At 65.2% G+C, this 17,616-nt stretch carries 13 protein-coding genes; 4 read left to right on the top strand and 9 right to left on the bottom strand.

Translation table 11 applies throughout. The features are described from left to right. Window positions 1–136: 136 nt before the first annotated feature. From AAG816_RS13470 to AAG816_RS13455, 4 genes are all read right to left on the bottom strand, one after another. Window positions 137–2,563 (bottom strand): TonB-dependent receptor, encoded by a 2,427-nt coding sequence (locus AAG816_RS13470; protein WP_341990159.1) that lies wholly within the window; start codon window positions 2,561–2,563, stop codon window positions 137–139. Between the two features lie 170 nt (window positions 2,564–2,733). After that, complete coding sequence (locus tag AAG816_RS13465; RefSeq protein WP_341990158.1) at window positions 2,734–3,687, bottom strand: FecR domain-containing protein; 954 nt, start codon at window positions 3,685–3,687, stop codon at window positions 2,734–2,736. A gap of 104 nt (window positions 3,688–3,791) precedes the next feature. Beyond that, entirely contained in the window at window positions 3,792–4,295 is a 504-nt protein-coding gene (locus AAG816_RS13460; protein ID WP_341990157.1) for a sigma-70 family RNA polymerase sigma factor, read from the bottom strand. A 554-nt stretch (window positions 4,296–4,849) separates the two neighbouring features. After that, window positions 4,850–6,034: a PepSY-associated TM helix domain-containing protein gene (locus AAG816_RS13455; protein WP_341990156.1), complete on the bottom strand. Its 1,185-nt coding sequence runs from the start codon at window positions 6,032–6,034 to the stop codon at window positions 4,850–4,852. Between the two features lie 1,371 nt (window positions 6,035–7,405). On the opposite strand from AAG816_RS13455, the gene dusA reads away from it, so the two are divergent. Both dusA and AAG816_RS13445 read left to right on the top strand, forming a co-directional pair. Next, window positions 7,406–8,404: a tRNA dihydrouridine(20/20a) synthase DusA gene (gene dusA / locus AAG816_RS13450; protein WP_341990197.1), complete on the top strand. Its 999-nt coding sequence runs from the start codon at window positions 7,406–7,408 to the stop codon at window positions 8,402–8,404. Window positions 8,405–8,562: 158 nt separating this feature from the next. Beyond that, window positions 8,563–9,399 carry a sulfite exporter TauE/SafE family protein gene (locus AAG816_RS13445; protein WP_341990155.1) on the top strand — a complete coding sequence of 279 codons (837 nt, stop codon included), beginning with the start codon at window positions 8,563–8,565 and terminating at the stop codon, window positions 9,397–9,399. A 17-nt stretch (window positions 9,400–9,416) separates the two neighbouring features. On the opposite strand, the gene AAG816_RS13440 is transcribed toward AAG816_RS13445, so the two are convergent. After that, window positions 9,417–10,109 (bottom strand): hypothetical protein, encoded by a 693-nt coding sequence (locus AAG816_RS13440; protein ID WP_341990154.1) that lies wholly within the window; start codon window positions 10,107–10,109, stop codon window positions 9,417–9,419. Window positions 10,110–10,344: 235 nt separating this feature from the next. Here AAG816_RS13440 and AAG816_RS13435 point away from each other — a divergent pair, with 235 nt between their 5' ends. Beyond that, window positions 10,345–11,241 (top strand): ATP-binding protein, encoded by an 897-nt coding sequence (locus tag AAG816_RS13435; protein WP_341990153.1) that lies wholly within the window; start codon window positions 10,345–10,347, stop codon window positions 11,239–11,241. 143 nt (window positions 11,242–11,384) lie between these two features. Here AAG816_RS13435 and AAG816_RS13430 read toward each other — a convergent pair whose 3' ends face one another. From AAG816_RS13430 to AAG816_RS13420, 3 genes are all read right to left on the bottom strand, one after another. Then, the gene (locus tag AAG816_RS13430; protein WP_341990152.1) at window positions 11,385–12,911 is read right to left on the bottom strand and encodes an SPOR domain-containing protein; all 1,527 of its coding nucleotides are present in this window, start codon (window positions 12,909–12,911) and stop codon (window positions 11,385–11,387) included. 81 nt (window positions 12,912–12,992) lie between these two features. Further along, on the bottom strand, window positions 12,993–14,750 hold the full coding sequence (gene argS / locus AAG816_RS13425; protein ID WP_341990151.1) for an arginine--tRNA ligase: 1,758 nt from the start codon (window positions 14,748–14,750) through the stop codon (window positions 12,993–12,995). Window positions 14,751–14,782: 32 nt separating this feature from the next. Then, window positions 14,783–15,979 (bottom strand): deoxyguanosinetriphosphate triphosphohydrolase, encoded by a 1,197-nt coding sequence (locus AAG816_RS13420; RefSeq protein WP_341990150.1) that lies wholly within the window; start codon window positions 15,977–15,979, stop codon window positions 14,783–14,785. Window positions 15,980–16,105: 126 nt separating this feature from the next. On the opposite strand from AAG816_RS13420, the gene erpA reads away from it, so the two are divergent. Continuing rightward, on the top strand, window positions 16,106–16,444 hold the full coding sequence (gene erpA / locus AAG816_RS13415) for an iron-sulfur cluster insertion protein ErpA (protein ID WP_341990149.1): 339 nt from the start codon (window positions 16,106–16,108) through the stop codon (window positions 16,442–16,444). A gap of 32 nt (window positions 16,445–16,476) precedes the next feature. Here erpA and AAG816_RS13410 read toward each other — a convergent pair whose 3' ends face one another. Continuing rightward, on the bottom strand, window positions 16,477–17,616 hold the full coding sequence (locus tag AAG816_RS13410) for a hypothetical protein (protein WP_341990148.1): 1,140 nt from the start codon (window positions 17,614–17,616) through the stop codon (window positions 16,477–16,479).

Below are 17,616 nucleotides of genomic sequence, written 5' to 3'. Positions count from 1 at the left end.
GAGCAACACTGGCTTCGCGGCTGCGGCGCAGCTGCTCCGGGAAGGAGTCACGATGCGCCGCAGACGAGGGGATAGACCTCCGCTTCGGTTGCCAAGTAACCGCGCACGCTGGGCCGTGCACTGGCCAACTCCAGCCTCAGAAGTCCATCACCGCCGAAAACTTGAAGGTCCTCGGAAGGCCGGTCGAGACCCAACCATCATTCACGGCCGCCCAATAATTTTTGTCGAAGACGTTCTCCACCGCGAAGCGCAAGGCCAGGGGGTTGCCGAATGCCTGCGTCTTGTATTGCGTCCCGATGTCGAAGCGGACCCAGCTCGGGATTTGCTGCGTGTTCGCCTGGTCCACATATTGCGAGCTGGTGGCAATCATTCGGCCCCAGAGTGTCAGCCCGGCAAACGGCTCGGGGTCCCATTCGATGCCAATATTGGTCTGCCAGTTGGGGACTCCCACGGCCGAATTGCCATCATAGAGGCCGTCCGCTGTCTGGGTCAGGGTGCCTTGTGTATAGGCGACGCCACCGAGGAGACGCAGGCCCTGCCAAAGCTGACCGAAGACGTTGACCTCCACGCCCCGGTTGCGCTGTTCGCCGTTGACGCTGAAGATGGACTCGCCCGCGGCATTGGTCGAGATGATGCTGCTGGGCTTGGTGATCTGGAAGATGCTGGCGGTGGCGGTGAAGGCCCCGAAATCATACTTGATGCCGGCTTCCATCTGCTCCGTCATCATTGGTGGGAACACCTCACCGGCATTCGCCGTCCCCTGGTAGGCGATCGGACCTTGCTGGAGGCCCTGAATGTAGTTGGCGTAGAGCGACATCCTGTCGAACGGCTTCAGCACGAGGCCGAAGGCGGGTGTCACCGCCTGCTCGTCATAAGCCTGCGCGACACTTCCATCCGGATTGAACACGTCAACCTTGATCTGTTGATAGCGCACGCCGGCGGTGAACAGGATGCGTTCGCCAAGGAAGGAAAGCGTGTCTGACAGCGTCACGGCCGGCGCGTTGACATTCCAATACTTCGGTGGATTATCGCTGAAACCTAGGGTTGAAGGACTCGATACGGTGGTAGCGCTGTATATATTTGTATCGAATGAATAAAATCCGTAATAATTACTTTCCTGATTCATATTCTGATAAAGGTACGAGGTGTTCAGGTTGATCTTGTGACCGATGGGGCCGGTTGCGAACTCGCCGCGAATGCCCGCCTGAGTGGAAGCGGCATTCCCCTGAATGGGGCTGTAATACGCAGTGGCCGTTGCGTTGCCGGCGGAATCAAGAACAAAGATGTCCGTGGACAGCATGGACTGTCTATAGGTGCTGCCGCCGATGCCGCCATAGAGCGTCCATGCCGGGTTGATGTCATACTCGAACTTTCCAAGCGCATAGGCCGTGTTGGTGCCGGAATATTCCCAGTTCTGGTAGATCTGCTTGCTGGCGTCCGGGGCGCGCGGAATGGCGATATCGGAGGCGAAACCGAATCCGGCGGCCCCCGTCGGGGCATATGTCTTCTGGCTGATATATCCCGCGTCGAGGCTGGCACGCAGGTCCGCTCCCCGATAGTCCAGCGCCAGAGTCCCGGTCCCCAGCCGGGCCGATTGGCCGTCCACGGACGTGTCGCCATCAAGGAATATCCCGTTGACGCGCACGCCCCATTCCTTGCTGGGGCCGAAGCGCCGCCCGAAATCGATCTGGGTGCCGAACTGTGAATCGGAAAGATAGCTCTGCGTGATGCGCGTGACGGGCTCGTCCGTCGCGCGCTTGGGAACCACATTGATCGACCCGCCAAGGGAACCATATTGGGTGTAGCCGGTCAGAAGTGCGTTCGGCCCCTTCAATACCTCCACGCGCTCCATGGTTTCCACCGGGATCAGGCGATCGGGAGAGATTCCACCATAGCCGTCGATCAGGATGCTCTGGTTGGTGACGCTGAAGCCGCGGATGAAGAACACCTCGCCCGCGCCAGCGGAGGAACTGATGCCATTGGTGAAGACCCGCACGGAAGGATCATTCGCCACGACGTCGGCGACCGTCACGGCCTGCTGCTCCTGAATCACCTTCGACGTGTAGCTGGTGATGCTGAAGGGGGCATCCATGATGCTGACATTGCCGAGCACGCCGAGCCGTGCGCCAGTCGCAACCTGGCCGCCGGCATAAGAAGGCGGCGCGTCCCAATTGTTGATCTCTTGTCCTTCGACATTGATCGTATCGAGGACGAGCGAGCCATCGTTTCCACTCGCCCGGCTCTGGGAGCGCGGCTGAGTGATCAAGACGTTTGTCGCGTCGGAAAATGAGTAAACGAGCCCCGATCCCTGAAGAAGCTGCGCAATCGCTTGCTCTCGCGTCGCGGTTCCCTGAAATCCGCGCGAAGTCTTGCCGTTCGCGATCGCGGCCTCGTAGGAGACTTGCGTGCCCGACTGCCTTCCGAAGGCCGCCAGGGCTCGGTTCAACTGGCCAGCGGGGATGTTGAAGGTGGTTTGCACGCTGGCCTGGGCGTGAGCCTGGCTGTCGATGAGCGCTGCATTCACCAGGCTGGCGGTCGTCGCCAGCAGCGTTGCGATCAACATCCTCCGGCCGACGCCTGCGAAGCGCGTTGTCCCAGACCTTGGCCGCATGTCCTTGCCTCTCCGTCGCTGTCACAGGAGGGCTGGCATTGCCAAGTCGCTGGTTTCTGTAGCCCCTATTGGGCCTTACGAACGGGGGCTCAGAACTCTCCTGCGGTTTTGTCACTTTTTTCTCAGACGGGAGAAATCACCGTCGCAAACGGCCCTATCCGGCGCACCTTCGCGCCGAATGGGCGGACCACGGCCTCAAGGGCACGAAGAGGATCGCTCAGGTCGAAGACACCACTCACGACGCGCGATCCGAGGAAGGGGTCCGCAAGCACCACGCGACCAGGCTGCCAGCGGGCAATCTTGGCCACCATTGCCGAGACGGTTTCCTGCTCCGCGATGATCATGCCATCGCGCCAAGCGGCGATCTGGGATGCCTCACGCACGCCGCGGGTCACCTTGTGCAAGGATGGATCGAGCGCGATCCAGTCGCCGACATTGAGGCGCTGTCCTTGGCTGAGCACGGAGTTCGGCGCACGCACATCCACGATACCTTGATCGACGGAAACAGAGATGTATCCGCCATCGCTGGAGACATCGAAAGCCGTGCCGATGGCCGTCGCCGCCACCAGTCCCGATAGAACGGAGAAAGGCCTTTCCGGGTCGCGCGCGACCTCGAAGAATGCCATCCCGTCCAGCAGTGTCGTCTCTCGCCTGGTCTCCGAGAAGTTGAATGCCACCGTGCTATCCGGCCCCAGCGTCATCACGCTTCCATCGGGAAGCGCGACCCGGCGGATCTCGGCCGTGGAGGTCACCTGGTCTGCATTGGCGTAGAGGATCGCCTGCGGACCGAGCCATGCTCCCGCCGCTGCGCCCAGTCCGATCAGGCCACCCACGATGACATTGCGGCGTGTCAGCAACCCATCGCCTTCCGCCGCCCTGCGCTGATCACCGAGAACCTTGCCCGTCATGCCGTGGATCTGAGCGACGCGCGCCCAGGCCGCGGCATGCCCGGGGCTGCGGGCATTCCATGCGCGGACCATTTCAAGCGAGACAGGATTAGCGGGATCGTTCTGCAGGCGGATGGCCAGATCGGCAGCTTCCCGAAACAGCAGACGCTCTTCCGGAACCTCGCTCATGGGCATACCTCCAGCAGACCGGCTGCCGACGCGGCAGGATCGCTCGCTTCCTACCAATATACGAATGGCACGCGCGAATGTTCAGCGCCGGTGATGCGGGCCTCTCAGAGGCCGGTCAGCCGCAGATCGACATGCTCGTAAGCATCCCGCAGCAGTGCCCAGACCCGCGACCTGGACAGGCCAAGTTCCGCCGCCACCTCCGCGACCGTCATCTCCTCAATCCGGTGCAGTTCGAAAGCCCGCCGGGTTCTCTCCGGCAGCTCGGACAGCGCTGCCGAGGTCAGGGCCAGCTTCTGCCTGTCGTAGACGGTCACCTCTTGGGAGGGCGACGGATCGAGGATCGCCGCGAAACTGTCCTCGCACAGATCCACGCGGTTCAGCAGCCGCTCTCGCCGCTGATGGTCGATGGAGAGGTTGCGCGCCACCCGGAAGAGATAGGCGGCGGGGTTGTTCACCGGGGCGTTGTCGGCGGGCGGCGACACGAGCACCCGGACGAACGTGTCCTGGGTGAGGTCGGCGGCAATGTCCGCCGTCAGGCCGCGCCTGCGCAACGCCTGCGCGATATCCTTCGCGTGCCGCTTGAACAATGTGGCGAGATCCCAACCCACTGAACCACCACCCTTCGGTCACGTCGCTGAGGTGCAGCAGGGAGCCGCCTTGCGTTCTTCAGCGACGGCTAGCTGCACCGGAGAACCGTCACGCGCGGCGTCCAACAAAACAGAGTGCGATTTAGCGCAAATGGAAATTCTATCGCAACACCAATGATTTATATCGGTTCTAAGCAAAGCGGCCCGCCAGATCCGCTTCGCGGGTTCCGTCTGCGTAAAACGCTTCTTTTCAGACCATTGGTCGAAGCGGGGCCGCCAATTGATCTGCGTATCCCAAAACAACCGGGGCCACGCAGATCCATTCGCCGATCCTGAGCGTGGCGGCGGTACCGCGCGAATCCTGGGTGCACACGCGGCTCAGCCCGCCGCTTGCGACCGCCGGGAGCGAAGGATGTGCCGGAGCGCGACGAACAGCGGGAATCCGAGGGCGATCCACGAGAGGACCCACCAGATGCCGCCCTCTCCCAGCAAGGCGGACATCAGGCCGAACATGGTGAGAAGGGCAAGGCCAAGCGGCCAGCGCCATTGTCGCCAGAAGGGGGAATGGCGGCCTGTCATTCCGCCGCCTCCGGCAACGCGGTGGCAGCGGGGCCTGGAAGGTGCTTGCGTCCCGAGGACGAGGCGCGGCGGTGCCTGGCGAGCCAGAGGTAGAGGCCGCTCGCCAGCACCGCGATGGTCACGAGGTCGAGCAGAGCCCAGATGATCTTGAGCGGCACGCCTCCATAGTCACCGAAATGCAGAGGGCGGGAGATTTCGAGCGCCCGCAGATACCAGGGCATCTGCACCACCGCCGTCAGTTCGCCGGTCCGCGCATCCACCAATACGGGGCTGAACAGGCGCTCAGCCAGGGGCGTCTTGCCATGCCCCCAAAGCACATAATGATGCGGACTTCCGAACGGGTTGCCGGGATAGATGACGGTGATCACATGCATGTTCGGCAACGCACGGGTCGCGGTTTCATAAACGGCCTGCACCGAGGCCAGTTCGTTTGGCGCGGGCGGCGTCTGGCCCTGCCACGGCGACAGCATCGCGCGCACGTCCGTTCGCTGCCAGAGGTCGAACAGGGGAGATGCCAGCTCGTTGAGGACACCTGTCGCGCCGACCACCAGCATCCAAAGGGCGGTGACGATGCCGAGGAGATTGTGCAGGTCGAGCCAGCGGGTGCGCGGCGCGCGGGTGCCACGCACCACGCCGAAGTCGAGCTTGCGTGTGAAGGGGCCGTAAAGGACGACGCCGGACACGAGAGCCGCCACGAAAAGCAGCCCCATCGCCCCCATGAACAGGTTGCCGGCCAAGTCCGCGAACAGGTCCACATGGAGCCGAAGCATGAGCGTCAGGAAGCGCGTGCGCTGCTGCTCCGGCGGCTTCGTTTCATCGATCACCTCCCCGGTGCGCGCATCGAAGCGGATGAAATGCTCAAGCCGAGGGTTCTCCTCGATCGCCGCGAATGACGGCGCCATCCACACGAGCACCTGCGGCTCGTCGTCGTCCTTGAAGAGCGAAACGATGACCTCGCCCGGATACATGCCCCCTGCCCGGCCGACTAGGCTGTCGAGACTGAGATGCGGCGTATCGAACGGCAACTGCACATATACCGGCGGTGGATCGACCAACGGATCGATCTCCTCGTGAAAGATCAGCGGGAGGCCGGTGAGGCAGATCAGCAAGAGAAAGACCGTGCAGACCAGGCTGGTCCACGTATGGATGAAGACCCAGATCCTGAGCGTGCTGGCCGGCATCAGCGTTTCCCTCGCCGGCTATCTCGGCGCGGGGGGCATGGTCGGCAGGGCGGCTGCAGGGGCGGTTTCTGGGAGGTTGTCTTGTTCACCCGCGGGGCTCCTGCGCTAGGGAGGCCGCACGGGCTCCCTATCAGTTAGACGAGTGAAGGTGCCAATTCTCGCGCAAATTCTCGATGCGGAGCCGGCGCCATGCCATGCAGATGTCCGCCATTTACGCCGGCAGGGGCACGAGGTGGGGCGCAAGCCCGTGCGGCGCCTTATGGCTCGCATGGGTGACCCGCCCCGTGGCCGAGGAACTTGACGGCAAGGTGGTCAGCTGGATCGAGAAGGTGACGGATGCGAAGGGGCTAGGTGAATAAGATAAGCGCACCCTTATGAGAGGCATCCCCCTAGGCTAAAGCGCCGTTAAGGGCTTGCTTGCTGCGCAGTCGCGCCCCTCGGCCTTACCGAGGCGGTGGCGTGTCAGCAGGTCGCACAGATCGAACACGACGTGCGGACCAGCCTGCCGGTGCGCCCCACGCGGCTGGCACGGGGCCCCAATTCGGCGCGTGTCTCGCGCACGCTGCATGATGCTGCGCGGCGCGGAAGAGCGATTTGACGAATTGGCGCAGGCCGCAGTCGCCCCAGCCATCGTGGCGGCATGGCTCAACGATGGCTGCATCTACACGGGGAGCCGCGTCATCACCCGAGACGTCGAGCAGCGGGATGCGCTGATGGTTGCCGTCCTTCCTGCGGGGGTCCTTCGGTCCCGAATGAGCTGCATCCATGTCCCCGGATCGAAGTCGCGCCATTCGACCCGGCAGATTTCTTCCTGGCGCATGGCCTGTGACCACGGCAAAGCGCGTCGATCCCTCCGACGGGGATGCTCTGCCGAGGGTTCTCGTCCGGCGCCGTGACGATGCGGTCAAGTTCATGCTGCGTCGGACGGCGATCCCGCTCCTTGCCTTTCCCGATCAGGCCGAGCCGCTTCAGGGCGATGCGCGCGAGATCGAGAGGCGTGAGGCAGAACCCCTTGGAGCGGCCGATCCTGATCCCCACCTCTGCCATGTCCGGGCGGTGGCGGGCGACGAGATCGCGGAAGCGTTTCGCGTCGCGCGACCTGCGCGCGACGAGGGTTCCTGGCGATCGATGCGCCGCTCCATGTCGAGCGCCCATTCCTCTGCATCCTTGCGGCGCAGGAACGTCTCGTTGACCTACTGCCCTGTCCGACAGATCTGGGCTCTCCAGGAGCCGGATTTTAGTTTAGTGAGGGTGGCCAAACCGTGTGCGCTCCGTGTGCACTCACACGTCGAAAAATCGGAAATTGGGGCGTATCGTGGCGAAAACTCGAATGCACACGACGAGACCCAACTCCTTGAAGTTACGAAAATAATGTCGAAAACTCACTCATATAGATTTGCCACGGCCCCTATGATGGAGTGGACGGACCGTCATTGTCGCGCGTTCCACCGCACGTTGACGCAGCACGCGCTGCTCTACACCGAGATGGTCACGGCGCTCGCGGTGATCCATGGCGATCGTGCGCGTCTCTTGGGCTTCTCCCCCTGTGAGCACCCCGTCGCGGTCCAATTGGGCGGAAGCGACCCCGTCCTTCTGGCGCAAGCGGCGCGGATTGGCGCCGAGTTCGGCTATGACGAAATCAACCTGAATGTCGGCTGTCCCTCGGACCGCGTGAAGGGTGGCAATTTCGGTGCCTGCTTGATGCGCGCCCCGGCATTGGTGGCGGACTGCGTGGCGGCCATGAAGGCGGAGGTGTCGATCCCCGTCACCGTGAAATGCCGGATCGGCGTGGACGAGCAGGATGTGGAACTTGCCTTGGATGCGCTGGCGGATGCGGTGGTCGCCGCCGGGGTGGACGGCCTGATCGTGCATGCCCGCAAGGCCTGGCTCCAGGGGCTGTCGCCCAAGGAGAATCGCGAAGTGCCGCCCTTGGATTACGACCGGGTCCGGCGCCTCAAGGCGCGGCTGCCCCACGTACCGATCGTGCTCAACGGCGGTCTGCTGACCCTCGCCGATGCCGCGCGCGAAGGCGCTGGCCTCGATGGCGTGATGCTCGGCCGTGCTGCCTATCAGAACCCCGATCTCCTGCTGCAGGTGGATCCGGACATCTTCGGCGCCCCTGCCCCCCATGCGGACAGCTTTGCGGCCATAGCGGCGTTCGAACCCTATATGGCGGCCCATGTGGAAGCGGGTGGCCGTCTGCACGATATCACCCGCCATATGCTCGGCCTGTTTGGCGGGCGCGCGGGCGCCCGCGCCTATCGACGGACGCTGGCCACAGAGGCCCTGGTCCCCGGCGCCGGCCTCGCCGTGGTGCGGAAGGCGGTGGCCTGCATCCGCCATCCCGAGGCCCGTTCCGACGCGGCCTGAGGCGCTCAAGACGACCCGGTGGGTTGTATTGCCCACGCACGGCGGCCACCCTGCCCGGAGAAGATCGCTGAACGGTGCCCCAACGGGGCATCTCTGGACAGGCGAACCGCCGGGGTGCACATGGCGCTCCCGTGCCGTCCCGGCATTTGCGAGTCCCCATGCTGTCCGCCATCCCCTTGACCGAAATCGGCTACCTCGTGATCGCCCTGTTGGTGGGCGGGGCGGCAACCGGGATCCTGGCCGGCCTGCTAGGCGTCGGCGGCGGCGGCATCATCGTGCCCGTGCTCTATGAGGTGTTTCGGATTATTGGCGTCAGCGAGGACGTGCGGATGCAATTGTGCATCGGCACCTCGCTTGCCATCATCGTTCCCACCGCCTTCCGGTCCTATAAGGCCCATCAGGCCCGCGGCGCCGCCATCCCGGGTGTGCTGGCCGCCTGGCGGGTTCCCGCGGTGCTGGGCGTCGTGGTCGGCAGTGCCATTGCTGGCTTCGTCCGTGGCTGGGTACTCCAGGCCATCTTCGTCGCCCTGGTCACGGTGCTGGCCACAAAGAGCATCGCCGGGCGCACCGAGTGGCGCATCGGCACCGGCCTGCCGGGAAAAACCGCGCTGCGGATCTCCGGCTTCTTCATCGGCATGGCCTCGTCCATGATCGGGGTCGCCGGTGGCGGCCTGTCCACCATCCTGCTCGGCCTCTACGGGGTGCCGATCCACGCCGCGGTGGCCACCTCGGCGGGGCTCGGCATGTTCATCCCCCTGCCCGGCGTGGTGGGATACATCATCGCCGGCTGGGCCCACATGGGCCAGTTGCCGCCCCTCTCGCTGGGCTATGTCTCGGTGATCGGCTTCGTCTGCATGGCCCCCGTCAGCGCCCTGACCGCGCCGCTGGGAGTGCGAATGGCCCACGCACTACCGCGCCGAACTCTGGAAATCGGCTTCGGCGTCTTCTTGCTGCTGATCGCCGCCCGTTTTCTGGTGGCGATCATCTGGCCCTGATCGCCCGCCCGGTGGGGCTACCAGGTGTGGCGGAAGCCGGCAGTGATCGACTTGGTGATCTCGGTGCCGGTATTCGACACCGTGGTGGTCAGGCTCAACGGCCCCAGGAGTTGCTGCTGGGCGCTGGCGGACGGCAGCCAGGCATGATCACTGGAGTTGGTGTTCGCGGCCACCGAGATCCGGGTTCCGGTCTCCTGGAGGTCGAGGCTCACCGACTTGCCCGTTTCCCAGCGTCCCCCCTGGTCGAGATTGCGGGTCAGGGCATAACTGTCGTTGAAGCTGGCGGTCACATGGTCCCACACCACCCAACTGCGCGTGAAGGTGGTGGCGATCCGGCTGCTGTCCTGTGTGGGGTCCACCCGCATATCCAGCGTCGTTTCCTGCCATGGCAGCCATTGGGCCTGGGTGGGAACGCTCATCCTGGCCCAAGCCGCCGCCGCCGACGTATCGGTCACCGTCCATGGCAGGGGGCGGTTCGGCTGCACCGTGCCGACGGGCGCCGCCGCGAGCGACAGATCCAGGCCGAACTTGGTCCCGTCCAGCCACACGGGGACGCTCTCCACCGACACGGCGGCGCTGCCATCGGTGTTGGCGGTCCTGACGATGGTTGTCTTGATATCCTCGGCCTGCGCAAAACCTGCGGCCGATGTCAAAAGTGCCGCGCCGATCACCCGCGACGCCACACGGCCCTGTCCCTTACCTGGTCGCATACGGTGCTCCGTTGATGGTGCCCATCAGCGGACGAACCCAAACGGCTCGTTCCCCTTCGACCCAGCCCGTCCCCATAGTCCCAGGCGCAGGTTAACGCATTCTTCTTGCGCCGCAACATGCCCCCGGCATCGCCGCACGTCTGCGCGAGGTGCATGGCTTGCCGTGCCGCGCCCGCGCGTGCGGGCGCTTGTCGGCGGACGGCGCGAGCCTTAATGCCGCTGCAGGGAGATGCCGATGCCACAAGACACCAGCACGATCGACGCCGCCGCCTTGCACACCGTCTTGACCCGTATCGCCGAGGCGCTGGAGCGCACCGCGCCGCCGCGGGATGCGGCGGTGGATTTCGACCTCGCAGATGCCTTCGTCTGGGCCACGGCGCCCACGCGCTTCGAGCCGGTGGCGCGGGTGAATCGGGTGGACATGGAGCTGCTCCAGGGCATCGACCGGGTTCGCGATCAGCTGGTGGAGAATACCCGCCGCTTCGCCGTCGGCCTGTCCGCCAACAACGCTTTGCTGTGGGGCGCCCGCGGCATGGGCAAGAGCTCGCTGGTGAAAGCGGCCCACGCTTATGTCAACGCCGCGCTGACCGATCCAGCGGGACCGCGCCTTAAGCTGGTGGAGATCCATCGCGAGGACATCGAAACCCTGCCGGGGCTGATGGCGCACGTGCGCACCTCGCGGCATCGGTTCATCGTGTTTTGCGACGACCTGTCATTCGATGCCGACGACACCTCCTACAAGTCGCTCAAGGCGGTGCTGGAGGGCGGCATCGAGGGCCGGCCGGACAATGTGATTTTCTATGCCACCTCGAACCGGCGCCACCTGCTGCCGCGAGACATGATGGACAACGAGCGGTCCACCGCCATCAATCCGGGCGAGGCGGTGGAAGAGAAGGTCTCGCTGTCGGACCGCTTCGGTCTTTGGCTCGGTTTCCACAAGTGCAGCCAGGACGAGTATCTGGCCATGGTCGCCGGCTATATCGCCCATCACGGTATTCCGGTCGAGGAGCCGGTGTGGCGCCCGGAGGCGCTGGAATGGTCCACGACCCGCGGCGCCCGATCAGGGCGCACCGCCTGGCAATATGTTCAGGATCTGGCCGGGCGCCTGGGCGTGCATCTCAAGGACAGTTGAGCGCCGAGGTGCCCGGCCTTTCGATCTGCGTTCGGTGAGCCGCACAAACGACAAGGCCAGAGCAATGGAAACAAAAAGGGGCGCCCCCATGGGGCGCCCCTTTTCATTGTCTCCGCCGTCGCCGCGCGTTCCGCGGCGCAGGCTCAGTTCTTCTGCACCAGGCAGTCGCCGCCTTGGGCGCGCAGGCTGTTGCACAGGTCGTTCGCCTGCTCACGGGTCGTGAACGGCCCCACCTGCGCCCGGTAGTAGATACCACGATCGCCCAGATCCGCCTTCTTCACCGTGGCCTTGTAGCTGCCCAGCAATTGCGGGAACCGTGATTGCAGCACCTTCCAGGAGCCGAGCGCATCGGTCTCCGACTTCTGCGACGACACCTGCACCACATAGGCACCCGCTCCAGCCGGCGCCGCCGCCGGCGGCGGGGTCACTGCGGCCGTGACACCAGCCGGTGCGGTCGGGGTGGCGGGAACGGTGCTCACCGGGGTCGGCGTCGGCGCCGCCACCGGCAGCGGGTTCTGGTTCGGGGCATAAGCTACCGGCGCCACACCGGCCGGACGAGCCGGCGCGGCGGCGGGGGCCGCCTGCGGGGTCACCACCGTGCCGTCCGCACGCACCGTCAGCGTCTTCACCTTCTTGGGCTCGGTGGTGCCCGGTGCATTCGCCGCTTGATTGGCCGCGGCAGCGGCATTCACGTCCACGGGCTGCTCCTCGCGGGGCACGACCCGTTCATTGCCAGGCTGGGCGCCCCCCACCCGATCGTAGATCAGCTTCTGGCCATCGGACGCCGGCGCGCCAGGTGTGGGACCTGCGGTCTTAACCGGAGTGGACCCGGCTTTGATCACGGGCGGCTGAGCGCCCGCGCTCTGCGTCGAGTCCGTCCCCGTCGCCATGCGATAGGCAAACACACCGGCGACACCCGCGACCACCAGGCCGAGCACGCAGGCAACCAGCAGCAGAATCAGGCGGTTCTTGCGACGCGCGGGCTCTGGATCATAGAGATCGTCGTCATGGGGCGGCATGTAGCCGTCGTCCGTATAGGCCGGATCGTAGGCGTCGTCATAATCCTCATACTGGTCCCGCTGCGCGCCATAGGCATAAGCGGCATCGTCGTCCGCATGGGCCTGGCCCCGCGCCTGCGGCTGGGCCTGACCTGCCGCCGGGGCTGTCGACCCATAGGCCGTGGTTTGGCGGGCCGGCACCTGCGGCTCGTCATAATCATATTCAGGTTCGGGCTCGGCTTTGCGCGACAGCGATCCATAGCCAGAGCGGACATTTCCACGGCTCGGGTCGCTCCAATCGTCCGCAGGAACGGGCGCCGGCGCCTGGGGGGCCGGTGTGCCCGCCGGGGGCTCACGCAGCCCGCGACGACCGGGCTGCCAGTCATCGAACCGGCGTTCCACCGGCGGCGCCGCGAACTTCGGCATCGGCGCGGGTTCAGCGCGGGGACGTGCCCGCACCGGCTCTGGTTCGGGCTTGGTCAGATCGCCAAAGTCCGCAAACGGGTCTTCATCGCCAATCAACCGGGCGAGTTCGGCCAGCGCATCGTCGGCGCGGCTCCCGCTGGCCTCGCCCCGCGGCGCAGGCGCAGCCGGGCGCTCCGCGCGCGGCAAGCGGCCATCGCTGGCGGAATTCTCGTCGCGCCGGTAGCGGAACCTGCTTTCGTCGCCCATGTCGCCTCGATCGTGCCCGTTAGCCGCCCAGATCGCCGAAAACCTCCGCGCCAACCGGCAGCGGAGTTCGAGACGAGACGGTCACTTCATTTCATCGACGGCCTCAACGCCCAGCAAGCCGAGGCCTGAGGCGAGGACCGCGGCCACGCCATGGACCAAAGCCAGTCGAGCCATGGTCAATTCTCGATCATTCTCCATAATGAAGCGTAAATGTGGCAAGTCTTTTCCGCGGTTCCATTGGCCGTGAAAATCGCTCGCTACGTCATGCAAATAAAATGCCACCCGGTGCGGTTCCCGTGCTGTGGCGGCTTGCTCCACCAGGCGCGGCCAGCCGGAGAGGCGCTTCACCAGTGACAGCTCGCCCTCGTCATCCAACCGGCCGAGCGGCGCATGGGCATAGAAGCTGCATTCATCCGGGAGATCGGCATATTGTTCTTTTGCATTGCGTAGGATGGATTGTGCCCGGGCGTGCGCATACTGCACGTAGAACACCGGATTTTCCCGTGACTGCTCGATCACCTTGGCGAGATCGAAATCCAGTGGCGCATCATTCTTGCGGAACAGCATCATGAAGCGCACCGCATCACGGCCCACTTCGTCCACCACTTCACGCAGGGTCACGAACGAGCCTGCGCGCTTGGACATGCGCACCGGCTCGCCGTGGCGGAACAGCCGGACCAACTGGCACAGTTCCACGTCCAGCGTGGCCTGACCGGCGGAGACCGCCTTCACTGCGGCCTGCATGCGCTTCACATAGCCGCCGTGGTCGGCGCCCCAGACATCGATCATGCGCCGGAAGCCGCGGTCGAACTTGTCCTTATGGTAGGCGATGTCGCCGGCGAAATAGGTGTAGCCGCCGTCGGACTTGACCAACGGCCGGTCCACGTCGTCGCCGAACGCGGTGGTGCGGAACAAGGTCTGCTCGCGATCTTCCCAATCCTCGATGGGCGCGCCCTTGGGCGGCGCCAGCCGGCCCTGATAGACCTCGCCGGTCCGGCGCAACTGCTCGATGGTCAGGCCGACGCGGTCGGGGCCGACCGTGAGCGAGCGCTCGGAGAAGAATACGTCGAACGAAATGCCCAGTGCCGCCAGATCCTCGCGGATCATCACCATCATGGCGCCGATGGCAAAACTGCGGAACACCGGCAGCCATTCGGATTCCGGCGCCTCCAGGAAGGCCGAGCCGTGGATCTGCGCCAGTTCCTGGCCGACCGGGACCAGATAGTCGCCGGGATAGAGGCCATCGGGGATTTCCGCCGCCTGCCCCGTCACCGCCTCGCGATAGCGCAGGAACACCGAGCGCCCGAGCACGTCCACCTGGGCGCCGGCGTCGTTGATGTAATATTCGCGCGTCACCTTGTAGCCGGCGAACGCCAGCAGGCTGGCCATGGCATCGCCGAACACCGCGCCACGGCAATGGCCCACATGCATGGGGCCGGTGGGATTGGCGGAGACATATTCCACGTTCACAGCTTCATTGCCGCCAACGGTGGAGCGGCCGAAGTCCGGCCCGGCGCGCAACACGGCGCCCAGCACCAGCGGCCAGAAGGCCGGATCCAGGGTCAGATTGATGAAGCCGGGACCGGCCACGTCCACCTTCACCACCTGCGGGATCGCCGCCAGCTTGGCGGCGATGCGCTCGGCCAGATCGCGCGGCTTGAGGCCCAGATCCTTGGCCAGCACCATGGCGGCATTGGTGGCAAGATCGCCGTGGCTGGCGTCGCGCGGCGGCTCCACCACGATGCGCGTGAGATCGAGGGTGCCTGCCGCACCCTGCTCGCTGGCGAGGGCGGCAACGGCATCTCGCACGTGATCGGCGAAGATCGCGTAGACGTTCATGGCTCAATCCGATGTGATGAGGGCACCGGCGCCTAACGCAATTCCGGCGTCGTGTCAAAAAAACGGGCATGCTGGTCGAGCGCATAGCGGTCGGTCATGCCGGCGATATAGTCGGTGACGCGCCGCGCCAGCCGGGCCGGCTCGGGGTCGCTCAGGTGCCAATCGCTGGGCATGTCCCGTGGGTTCGCCAGGAAATGCCCGAACAGATCCCGGATCACGCCCTGGGCGTCATCCATGATCCGGTTGACCCGCGGGTGCCGATACATATGCGGGAACAGGAACCCCTTCACCGCCGCTTCCGCTGTGCGCATGGCAGGGGAAAAAGCCACCAGGGGGTGGCCCAGCATCCGGACCTCATAGCTGGACCGCACTGCCGCCGCATGGGCGCGCAGTTCGCTCTCGCGCACCACATCCTCCACCAGCCGGGTGATCAGTCGCCGCATCACTTCATGAATGATGCGGCCCTCCTCCAAATCGGGCCACAATGCCCGCACCTCGGAAAGGACGTCACCAACCAGGGGCAGGTCTCGCAGTTCGTCCAGGGTGAACAGGCGGGCGCGCAGGCCGTCGTCGAGATCATGGACGTCATAGGCGATGTCGTCGGAGATCGCGGCCACCTGGGCCTCGGCGCCCGCATGGCTCCATAACTCCAGGTCCTGCACAGCCGAATGGGCGACAATGGCATGGGGCAGCCCGCCGCCCCGGCCATGCAGCACCGCGCCGTCGCGATCCGTCAGCGGGCCATTGTGCTTGGCGATGCCCTCCAGGGTCTCCCAGGTGAGGTTCAGCCCGTCGAACGCCGCATAGCGGCGCTCCAGCCGGGTGACCACGCGCAGCGATTGGGCATTGTGGTCGAAGCCGCCGAATGCCGCCATGCAGGCATCCAGCGCCCGCTCGCCGGCATGGGCGAAGGGGGGATGGCCAAGGTCATGGGCCAGAGCCAGCGCCTCGGACAGGTCCTCGTCCAGCCCCAGCGCCCGGGCGATGGACCGGGCGATCTGGGCCACTTCGAGCGTATGGGTGAGGCGGGTGCGATAGTGGTCGCCCTCATGAAACACGAAGACCTGGGTCTTGTGCTTGAGGCGGCGGAAGCCGGTCGAATGGATGATCCGGTCGCAATCCCGGCGGAACGCGCTGCGGGAGCCTTCCGGCTCCGACACCAGTCGCCCACGGGTCCAGACCGGATCGCTGGCCCACAACACCCTCGACCGTGCACCAGAAACCGCCATCCGCCCTCCCGTTTCCGCATGATTATCCCGACCGCCCGGCGACCCGGCGGCGTTGACTTGGCGGCGCGCGCACTTAACTATCCAATGACGAACCGATCAACCGCCGAAAGGCGCTGAAAGCAGGCCATGGAACCCAATCAAGAAACCGTGGTCGTGACCGCCAACGCGGCACGCCGCATATCTGAAATTCTAGCCACGGAAGCTCCTGAGAGCGTTCTGCGGGTGAGCGTGGAAGGCGGCGGGTGCTCCGGCTTTCAATATCGCTTCGACGTGACGCGCGAGCGGGGTGATGACGATACCGTCATCGAACGGGACGGCGCCACCGTGGTGGTGGACAAGGTGTCGCTCGATTACCTCTCCGGATCGCGGATTGATTTTGTCGACGACCTCATCGGCTCGGCGTTCAAGATCGACAATCCCCATGCCACCGCCTCCTGCGGCTGCGGCACCAGCTTCGCGCTCTGAGCGAACGGGGCCGGCGCAATGCCCCGGCCCCGTCACTGTTTCGGCAGATTGTACGGCCACGCCCCACCAAGGCAGGGAAAGAAACGCTCCGTGCGCGCCAGGATGACCAGATCGGGCTTGTAGGCCTTGATGTCGGCCACATCGAATCCGCAATGGCCCAACGTGCGGCGGCTGAAGTGCATCCAGGCAGCCTCCCCCACCGGGGTGAAGGCGAAGAACTGCGTCCAGATATGCGCGGTGAAGCTGTCGCCGATCACCAGCACGCGCGGCCCGCTGTCGGCATAATGCTGCACATAGGGCTGGAAGGTGGGGTGCTCGTGGGTGAGCTTCAATGCGGGTGAGCGCGTCTCTGCCGGCGCGGTGGGGCTGAACCGCAGCCCATAATTGGCGTCGGGCATATCCGGCGGCATGCGCATGGTCTTGGTCAGATCGCCACCGGGCGTGGGCGCCAGCGGGCCGAGAACGTCGGCAGGGTTGATCTGCCAGTCCGGATGCCCGGCGGCCACCATGGTGGCGTTGAACGCATAGACCGAGCTGGCGTTGGTCCAATGGGAATCGGTCCGCAGATAGCGCGGCCCGTCGAACGGCGCCGCCTTCAGCACAGCGCGCAGATCCACGGTGGTGATCCCGCCCGCCTTCAGTCCGGCCAGCATGAGATCATATTCCGTCGGCCGGGGCTGGAAGTCCTTCTGCCACGCCGGCAAAGCGTCGAGATCCACCGACTGGGTATTGGGCGGTATCGCCACCACCACTTTCGTTCCCAGCGGCTTCAGTTCGCGCTGGAGGATCTCCGCCATCTCCACGAAGCGCTCGACGGCGTGAGCCCTGACCAGAGCGCCGGAGGATTGCTCCGGCGTATTCTCCCGCCCCCACAGCAGGCGCCCGGTGCGGCCCACATAGATGTTGCGATCATTGGGCGAGCCAAGCGCCTCGCGCAGATCCCGCCGCAGAATCGGCAGACTGGCGCGGAAGCCGAAATTATCCTGGAGATAGAGCCCGGCCGATTGCAGCGTGCCGGTGATCTGCTGCCAGACATTGGCCGGCGCGCTGCCCTTGGTGCGCCAAATGCCACGCCCCAGCGGGTCCGGCACGATATTGCCGAGCAGCAGCACCGCGAGGATGCCGACGAACAGGAGCCCGAGATAGCGGCGATGGCGGGAGAGCAGCGGCAT

Source organism: Azorhizobium sp. AG788 (assembly GCF_943371865.1).
In the GTDB taxonomy this organism is placed as follows: domain Bacteria; phylum Pseudomonadota; class Alphaproteobacteria; order Rhizobiales; family Xanthobacteraceae; genus Azorhizobium.
This window is presented reverse-complemented; position numbering and strand designations above follow the sequence as displayed.

Bases quoted from the DNA above. Each gene is read 5' to 3' on its own strand.
- AAG816_RS13470 (WP_341990159.1), bottom strand. From the start codon at position 2,563: ATGTTGATCGCAACGCTGCTGGCGACGACCGCCAGCCTGGTGAATGCA.
- AAG816_RS13455 (WP_341990156.1), bottom strand. From the start codon at position 6,034: ATGCCGGCCAGCACGCTCAGGATCTGGGTCTTCATCCATACGTGGACC.
- AAG816_RS13445 (WP_341990155.1), top strand. From the start codon at position 8,563: ATGCTGTCCGCCATCCCCTTGACCGAAATCGGCTACCTCGTGATCGCC.
- dusA (WP_341990197.1), top strand. From the start codon at position 7,406: ATGTCGAAAACTCACTCATATAGATTTGCCACGGCCCCTATGATGGAG.
- AAG816_RS13435 (WP_341990153.1), top strand. From the start codon at position 10,345: ATGCCACAAGACACCAGCACGATCGACGCCGCCGCCTTGCACACCGTC.
- AAG816_RS13465 (WP_341990158.1), bottom strand. From the start codon at position 3,687: ATGAGCGAGGTTCCGGAAGAGCGTCTGCTGTTTCGGGAAGCTGCCGAT.
- AAG816_RS13430 (WP_341990152.1), bottom strand. From the start codon at position 12,911: ATGGGCGACGAAAGCAGGTTCCGCTACCGGCGCGACGAGAATTCCGCC.
- AAG816_RS13420 (WP_341990150.1), bottom strand. From the start codon at position 15,979: ATGGCGGTTTCTGGTGCACGGTCGAGGGTGTTGTGGGCCAGCGATCCG.
- argS (WP_341990151.1), bottom strand. From the start codon at position 14,750: ATGAACGTCTACGCGATCTTCGCCGATCACGTGCGAGATGCCGTTGCC.
- AAG816_RS13410 (WP_341990148.1), bottom strand. From the start codon at position 17,616: ATGCCGCTGCTCTCCCGCCATCGCCGCTATCTCGGGCTCCTGTTCGTC.
- erpA (WP_341990149.1), top strand. From the start codon at position 16,106: ATGGAACCCAATCAAGAAACCGTGGTCGTGACCGCCAACGCGGCACGC.
- AAG816_RS13440 (WP_341990154.1), bottom strand. From the start codon at position 10,109: ATGCGACCAGGTAAGGGACAGGGCCGTGTGGCGTCGCGGGTGATCGGC.